Origin of the sequence: Aestuariivirga sp. (assembly GCF_037139295.1) — a bacterium.
Taxonomy (GTDB): domain Bacteria; phylum Pseudomonadota; class Alphaproteobacteria; order Rhizobiales; family Aestuariivirgaceae; genus Aestuariivirga.
The window spans coordinates 1-5986 of the sequence record NZ_JBAXGR010000152.1 but is presented as its reverse complement, the minus strand read 5'-3'; the positions used below and the strand labels follow the sequence as shown (position 1 = coordinate 5986).

The window sequence follows — 5986 nt, the reverse complement described above, 5'->3', positions numbered from 1 at the left end:
CAATTCCTCGGGCACCTTTGGCCGCCCGCCCGGGTTCGGCGTGGCTGTGCCGGGCAGCAGGCGGCCGTAGCGGTCGCGGTTTACGGGGCGGTCGTTGGGCATGGGGCTCCTCCTGCTTTCAGCCAGCTTCTGAAGCATAGCACGGCCGCAGCCATTGTGGGCGGGCGCCGCCTGCAATAGCTTCCAGCCACAAGGAGCAGCCACTATGACCGCGTCAATTGGAGCCCTGAAGGCCCGCATCGAGGGCCTCGAGGAGAGCCACGCCTTCCCCGCCATGTATTTCACCCAGCGCGTCGCCGAGCGCCTGCACGAGCTTCGTCTGGCCGCCGAGAAGGAAGGCGATGAGGTCACCGCCAATGCGATGTTCCTCGCCTACAAAGAGGTGCGCGAAATGGCGCAGGAGTTCCACGAGAAGAGCCCCGTGGGCCTCGGAGACATCACCTGACCAGCAACACCTCGCGCGCGCGTACTGCTTCGGAAACCCGCGCGCGCGTGCCAGTACCGGAAAATACGATGTCCGGGCCTCGCGCGCGCGTACTTGGTCGCGAAATTCCCCCGCGCGATGGTGCTGTGGGAAATTCGCCGTCCACGCCTATGCGTGGGAATAAGTGGCGCGGTTGGTGTGGGTGTTGTGGGAGGGTGTCCGCTCGTACCCCCATAATGGGGATGACACCATAGAACTTGGGGCATGTTTTAGGCCCGTTTCATAAGGGTTCTGGCCTTCGCGATGAGGGTGACACCATGTTTTGAAAAGCTAGTTGGGGCAAAACGGGTCTCGATTTTGGTGAGAAACCGGGCTATCGCCTCTGGGAGCTTAACCAGCTTTCTGGCCCCTCTCTTCCGGGCGTTCTTCCCGGCATCGGCCATCTGAGCCGCCGTGGTTGGCAGCCCCAGATCCGTGATGGCGGCGGCGCCCTCGGCCAGCGTCATTGCCTTGCCCTTTCCACAGAGGTGAACCGCAGCCATGGCCCTCATCCACAGCAGGCAGGCTTCCTCGGAGGTGGTGATGCCAGTGACTGCGGCCGCGATCACCTCGGCCTCAATCTGTCGCCAGTCAGCTATGCCCTTCAGATGGCCTCCAGAGGCCCTCAGGCGGGCGTGGGCGTCGCGGGCTACCTTGTATGCCCTCAACCCCCTCCAAGGCCGTGTGCCGAAGCGCAGGAGGCCGTGGCTCTCGGCTACCGCGACGGGCTGGCAGCCGAAGTCGTAATCCAAGTTCAGTCGGCGGGTGACCGGCAGGGCCACCAGATCGGCGTCGGCCATCCACTGGGTCTCTACCGAGATGAAGTCCCGCCCCAGCAGCTTCGAGTCGGGGCGGCGATCCCGCATGAGGCGTACGAACTCGGCCGCCTCGGCCCACTTGTCGTCGGGCGGGTCTTCGAGCTTGTGCCCTGCGCGGGCGAGGATGGGTGGCCCGTCGTAGCCCCCGGGCGCGGTGACGGTGAAGGCTCCCCGGGTGCGGGCCACCACCACGGTCGCGGCGCGGTGTTTCACCTCCAGCAGAGCCTTACCGGGCGCCACGCTCTCCAGAGCCTTCCTGAAGTAGCTGCAGATCGGCCCGGCAGTGGCGGCCGTCGCCTCCTCGATGGTGCAGTCGGTCAGGAAGCCGTCAGTCGTCACCGAGAGCACCTGGCGGTCGGCGGGCAGGCTTGAGAGGATCTCAGCCAGAACCGCCCGGATCGTGGCGGTGGTCATGGCGGCATGCACCGGGTTGGTGATGGCGCTGGGCGGCAGTTCAATGCGCTCGCCTTGCAGGGTGTCGAACTGCTTCGCCTTGTCGGGGTTCTGGGTCCGCATGCCAGCCACCGCCTGCGCGGTCTTGCCATAGAGGGAGTTGCCCGCCTCCTTCACCAGCTTCTCGAAGAGCGGGTTCGATGACTTGAACCTCGCCCGGAACGCGGCAATGCGGCCGGTGAAGGTGGCGTACTCGTGCGGTCCTTCGGTGAGCTCGAAGCGGTGGGCGCCCAGCACCTCGATCTCGGCGCCCATGTTGATGGCGGCCATGAGTTCGATGCCGGTGGTGGTTGTCTCGCCTTCCAAGGGGAAGATCAGCCCCACCCCGGCACGCACCGGCAGGCAAGGGAAGCGGGTGTCGTCCGGAAACTGGAACTTCACCCGGGCGACGGTCGCCGCGACAGTGGTGGCGATGTCTTCGAGTCGGCGCGGTCGGCTGTCGCTGTCCCAGTCGATTGTGCCGATGGCGGCCATGGCGACGGTGTAGGCCGAAGCCACATCGATGTCGTGCCACTGGCGGCCCTCGGGCGCCTCGATGATGCCGTGGGCGAAGGCTTGGTTGCGGCCGCCGTGGAAGCCGTTTGCCCAGATGCCCTGCGCCTCGGCAATGGCAGGGTGCATGATCAGGCGGCTCTTGTGCTCCGGATCTTGAACCCTGCCCATGAAGCCCGCGAAGTCTGTGCAGCCGTTGCGGAACATCTTCACGGCCATGCTGCCGATGGTCGGCGGGAACTCCGGAACGCCCATCTCGCAGGCGAGCTCGTGCACCTCGGCTAGGTAGGTCAGCGACACCTCGGCGTCGCGGCGGGCGTAGGTCTCGAAATCCTCCGGGTGACGTTCCTGCACCAGATCCATCCGCCTGATGCCCGGCACGATGGCGCCGGTCTCGTCGCGCACCTCCGGCACCGCCAGCTTCGGCAGGCCCAGCATCTTGCCGATGGCGGCGAGGCTGCCATAGCCCGCAGGGGTGAGCAGCCGGGTATCGCGCATCGTGACCGATACCTGCGCCCGATGTCGCCCCGGCCTTGCCGTGAACACGTGCGGCGTCATGATCGTCGTGTAGGTCTTCCTCACCGCCGAGAACTTGCGCTTCAGCTTGTTGAAGTCGGCGAAGCCCGGCAGGTCGGCGCGGGTGAAGTGGCCGCAGAGGATGATCTTGAGGCCCTGCCGCCGGTCCTTCGGGTGGCGGTCGTCGGCGGCGCGCAGCCTCTCGGGTGTGATCATGCCCGCATCGAGGGCGGCATCGAGAACCTGCTCGATGAACTGCTTCAGGGTCCAACGGCGCGTTCGCGTCGGAGGGATCGGCACCATGCCGCTGAAGCGCTGGCCGGTGGATGGGCTGAAGATGGCGAACGAGATGCAGAGCACCCGGTTGCCCTTCGAGATGATGGTGTCGGGGTCAAACGCCAACGCCTCGCCCGTTTGCGCCGAGGGATGCTCGGCGACGTATTCGGTATCGAAACCGATCACGAGATCGAGGTCGGCGAGCTCCATGGGCTACCAGCGCACCTTGAGCCTTACCGGCTCCACGTTCACGGCGCCGCCCCATGCCTTCTTGTTCGCCCAACGCGCGGCGTCCTTCACCGCGTTGAGGCGGGCTTGCGCCTCCTTGCCGTTCAGGGTCGCGGCGTAAGCGGCCTCGATCTGGGCCAGGAACTCGTGAGGCGCGATGCCGCGCGTGACCAGCGCCATGGTCGCGGCCTGCATCGTGGCATGGCGCGCGCCGGGGCCAACGCCACGGATGCATTCGCAGGCCGCCTCGATCATCTCCTCGGCGCTTGCCATGCCTGAGAACTGGCGCAGCCACTCAGCCGTGGTGCCAGTGTAGCTGATGGTGACGCCTTGGCGGGTGACGCGATCCTCGCGCAGCGGCTCCATGGCGGCGATGAAGGCGTCGAGCATTGATTGCGTGACCGTGGGCAGGTCTTCAGGCGAGATCGTCTCGGGGCTCTCTTCGGGCCAGTGATACGGCTGGCGGGTGTCAGGGTGGATGCCGTAGAGCACCGCCTGCCCCGTGCAGCTGAACACCTCGAAGCCGCCATATGCCTTGCCCGACACCTGCAGCCCGGGCGCGGCGCGGTAGAATTGCAGCGTCTTCGGCGCGCGGCCGATCCGGATCATGGGCGAAGTGCCGAGGTGCTCATCATTGATGGCGCGGGCGGTGGTGGCCTTGTTCGAGTCGAGGAAGTCGAGATCGGAAGCAATCACCCGGTCAGGCCCGAAGGCCAAGCCGATACCCGAGTGCGGGTGGGTCTTCGCCCAGTGATCGATCAGCAGGTCGCTGGGCGCATGCTCGTTGTAGCGTTCCCACTGCGAGATGGCGGGCCTCTTCTCGCCGGGCACAAGAGGGATGAGGGCGCCCCAGCCCATGTCGCGCAGCGTATGTGCGAGGCGCCCAAACATCACGCGTCGGCCTTCAGCACGGCAGAGATCGAGTTCTCTGCCTGCACGCCCACGCCACGGCGGCCGATAACGGCGCGGATGCGGTGGCCCACAAGCTTGCCCAGGATGTCGTCGTGATCGATGTCATTGAGATCAACACCGATAGCGTTGCCGTAGAGGGCCAGCCTCTTGAGGCCCTCGCGCACGCGGCCAGCGTGGGGTGATGTCGGCTTGGCGGCGACCGTGAGGAAGCGCTCTTCAACCTGCCCCAGAACCTCGCCGTCCTCGCTATGCACCTCGATGGTGATCGTGAGCCAGAGTGTGTCCTTGTCCCGGTTCCAGATGAGGCGCACATCGCTGATGGTGCAGAGGTGGCGGCCCGGGGCAACCACGTGGGTCTCGGCCTTGAGGTTCAGCTTGCCGAAGCCGGTGTCGGTTTCCTTCGTCATGGTCAGCCCTCCTTCTTGCTGCTGATGTTGCGGTCGTTGATCTGGGTGATGAGGCGGTCGAGGGCCTGAGCCGCGCTGGGCTGGGCTCTCTTGTTGGCGAAGCCCTTGCTCTGAACGATGTGCCACCACCCCCACGCGTAGGAGAGCTCCACCATCGCCCCGGTCTCGTGCTCGCCGTCGTTCGGCAGGCCAGTGCCTTCGAAGATCGGGCGGATGATCTCCACCAGCAGCGCTACGCCGCTTTTGCAGTCGTTGGCATAGGCGGCCGCGCAGTTGCTGTTGCGGCGAGATGCGGCGACGAGCTCTGCCTCGTTCCGGATCGGGCGCAGGAACCACTTGCTCGCAGGCAGGCGCTCCTTGCGGTCGCACCAGTCCGGAACGATGAAGGCGCTGCCCTTCGTCTTCATCTCCTTCAACCGCGTGTGCATCTCCTGCATGTCGCGGGCTGCGGCGAGGGCGTGCTCGGCCGAGATGTCCTGCGACCAGCCTCGAACCTCGTAGCGCTTCAGCGCTGTAGGGTCGGCCTTCAACCAGTCGAGCAGTCGCTCAACGTGCGCCTTGTCCTTGAAGAGTTCGGCGCTGTTGCGGGCCGCCCAGATGGCGCGCTCGGTGATCTTGTCGTCAGGCACCTCGCGCAGCCGGAGGCCGAAGCAGATGTGGATGACCCGGTACTGGTTGAGACTGTGCTTAGGCAGGGCCATCAGCAGTTCAGGCGTCAGCCACGGGCAGTCGCCGCTGGCAAGGTCCCGGCCGTCCTGGAGCATCAGCCGCTTGTGGGGGCTAAGGGCGCGCGCTAGCAGCTTGCGGGCCTTGGTGGGCAGGCCCAGCGCCTTCAGCATCTCCTTCGGCTTGTCACCGGCACGCGCCACCAACAGGGTTGGCGCAAGGGCGAGAATGGGCGCGGCCATAAGCGTATCGCGGATCCGGTCGGCCTTGGGGTGCGCCAGCAGTGGCTGGATAAGCGCGAAGCGGATCGTCGGCGGGATGGAGCGCAGCAGGTTCAGCGACCCCTGCTGGAAGTGATCGGTGGCATTGGCGATGCATTCGCTGACCACGCCGTAGGCAACCTTGTGGGCCAGCGGGATTTTGATGCGGGTGAAATCACGCAGCCCAGCCATCGCCGTTGCGGCCAACATCTCGTCTTCGAGTCGAATAGCGGTGAAGGCGCGCGCCAGCCGCTCCTCAATGGCCGGGTGGCGCAGGGTGCGGGCGAGGTTTGAGTTGCTCGCGTGCCATAGCGCGCCCATGTCCTCGGGCTTGCGATAATCGATGGCATCTTCATTCCCTAGTATGAAACCCACCGCATCGCCGCCATCATCGATGATGAGACAAATGGCAGCGGTGAGTGGCGTGGTGCCGTCAGGGGCGAAGATGCGCGGGACGACGCCGCGCAGTGTGGCGCCGTACACGCTCTTGAGCTC

5 protein-coding genes are annotated in these 5986 nt (G+C 65.8%); 1 reads left to right on the top strand and 4 read right to left on the bottom strand.

What is annotated here, in order from left to right; genetic code table 11:
* The first annotated feature begins 205 nt into the window (after window positions 1–205).
* Entirely contained in the window at window positions 206–445 is a 240-nt protein-coding gene (locus tag WCJ41_RS19745) for a hypothetical protein (protein ID WP_336907553.1), read from the top strand.
* A 248-nt stretch (window positions 446–693) separates the two neighbouring features.
* On the opposite strand, the gene WCJ41_RS19740 is transcribed toward WCJ41_RS19745, so the two are convergent.
* From WCJ41_RS19740 to WCJ41_RS19725, 4 genes are all read right to left on the bottom strand, one after another.
* Window positions 694–3228 carry a DNA polymerase gene (locus WCJ41_RS19740; RefSeq protein WP_336907552.1) on the bottom strand — a complete coding sequence of 845 codons (2535 nt, stop codon included), beginning with the start codon at window positions 3226–3228 and terminating at the stop codon, window positions 694–696.
* 3 nt (window positions 3229–3231) lie between these two features.
* Window positions 3232–4137 (bottom strand): bifunctional DNA primase/polymerase, encoded by a 906-nt coding sequence (locus tag WCJ41_RS19735; protein WP_336907551.1) that lies wholly within the window; start codon window positions 4135–4137, stop codon window positions 3232–3234.
* On the bottom strand, window positions 4137–4565 hold the full coding sequence (locus WCJ41_RS19730) for a hypothetical protein (RefSeq protein ID WP_336907550.1): 429 nt from the start codon (window positions 4563–4565) through the stop codon (window positions 4137–4139). Before WCJ41_RS19730 ends, WCJ41_RS19735 begins: the two co-directional genes overlap by 1 nt.
* A gap of 2 nt (window positions 4566–4567) precedes the next feature.
* On the bottom strand, window positions 4568–5986 hold a 1419-nt coding region (locus tag WCJ41_RS19725; protein ID WP_336907549.1), incomplete at its 5' end, for a hypothetical protein.

Excerpts from the sequence above, each read along its gene's own strand:
- WCJ41_RS19745 (WP_336907553.1), top strand. The coding sequence starts at position 206 with ATGACCGCGTCAATTGGAGCCCTGAAGGCCCGCATCGAGGGCCTCGAG.
- WCJ41_RS19740 (WP_336907552.1), bottom strand. The coding sequence starts at position 3,228 with ATGGAGCTCGCCGACCTCGATCTCGTGATCGGTTTCGATACCGAATAC.
- WCJ41_RS19735 (WP_336907551.1), bottom strand. The coding sequence starts at position 4,137 with ATGTTTGGGCGCCTCGCACATACGCTGCGCGACATGGGCTGGGGCGCC.
- WCJ41_RS19730 (WP_336907550.1), bottom strand. The coding sequence starts at position 4,565 with ATGACGAAGGAAACCGACACCGGCTTCGGCAAGCTGAACCTCAAGGCC.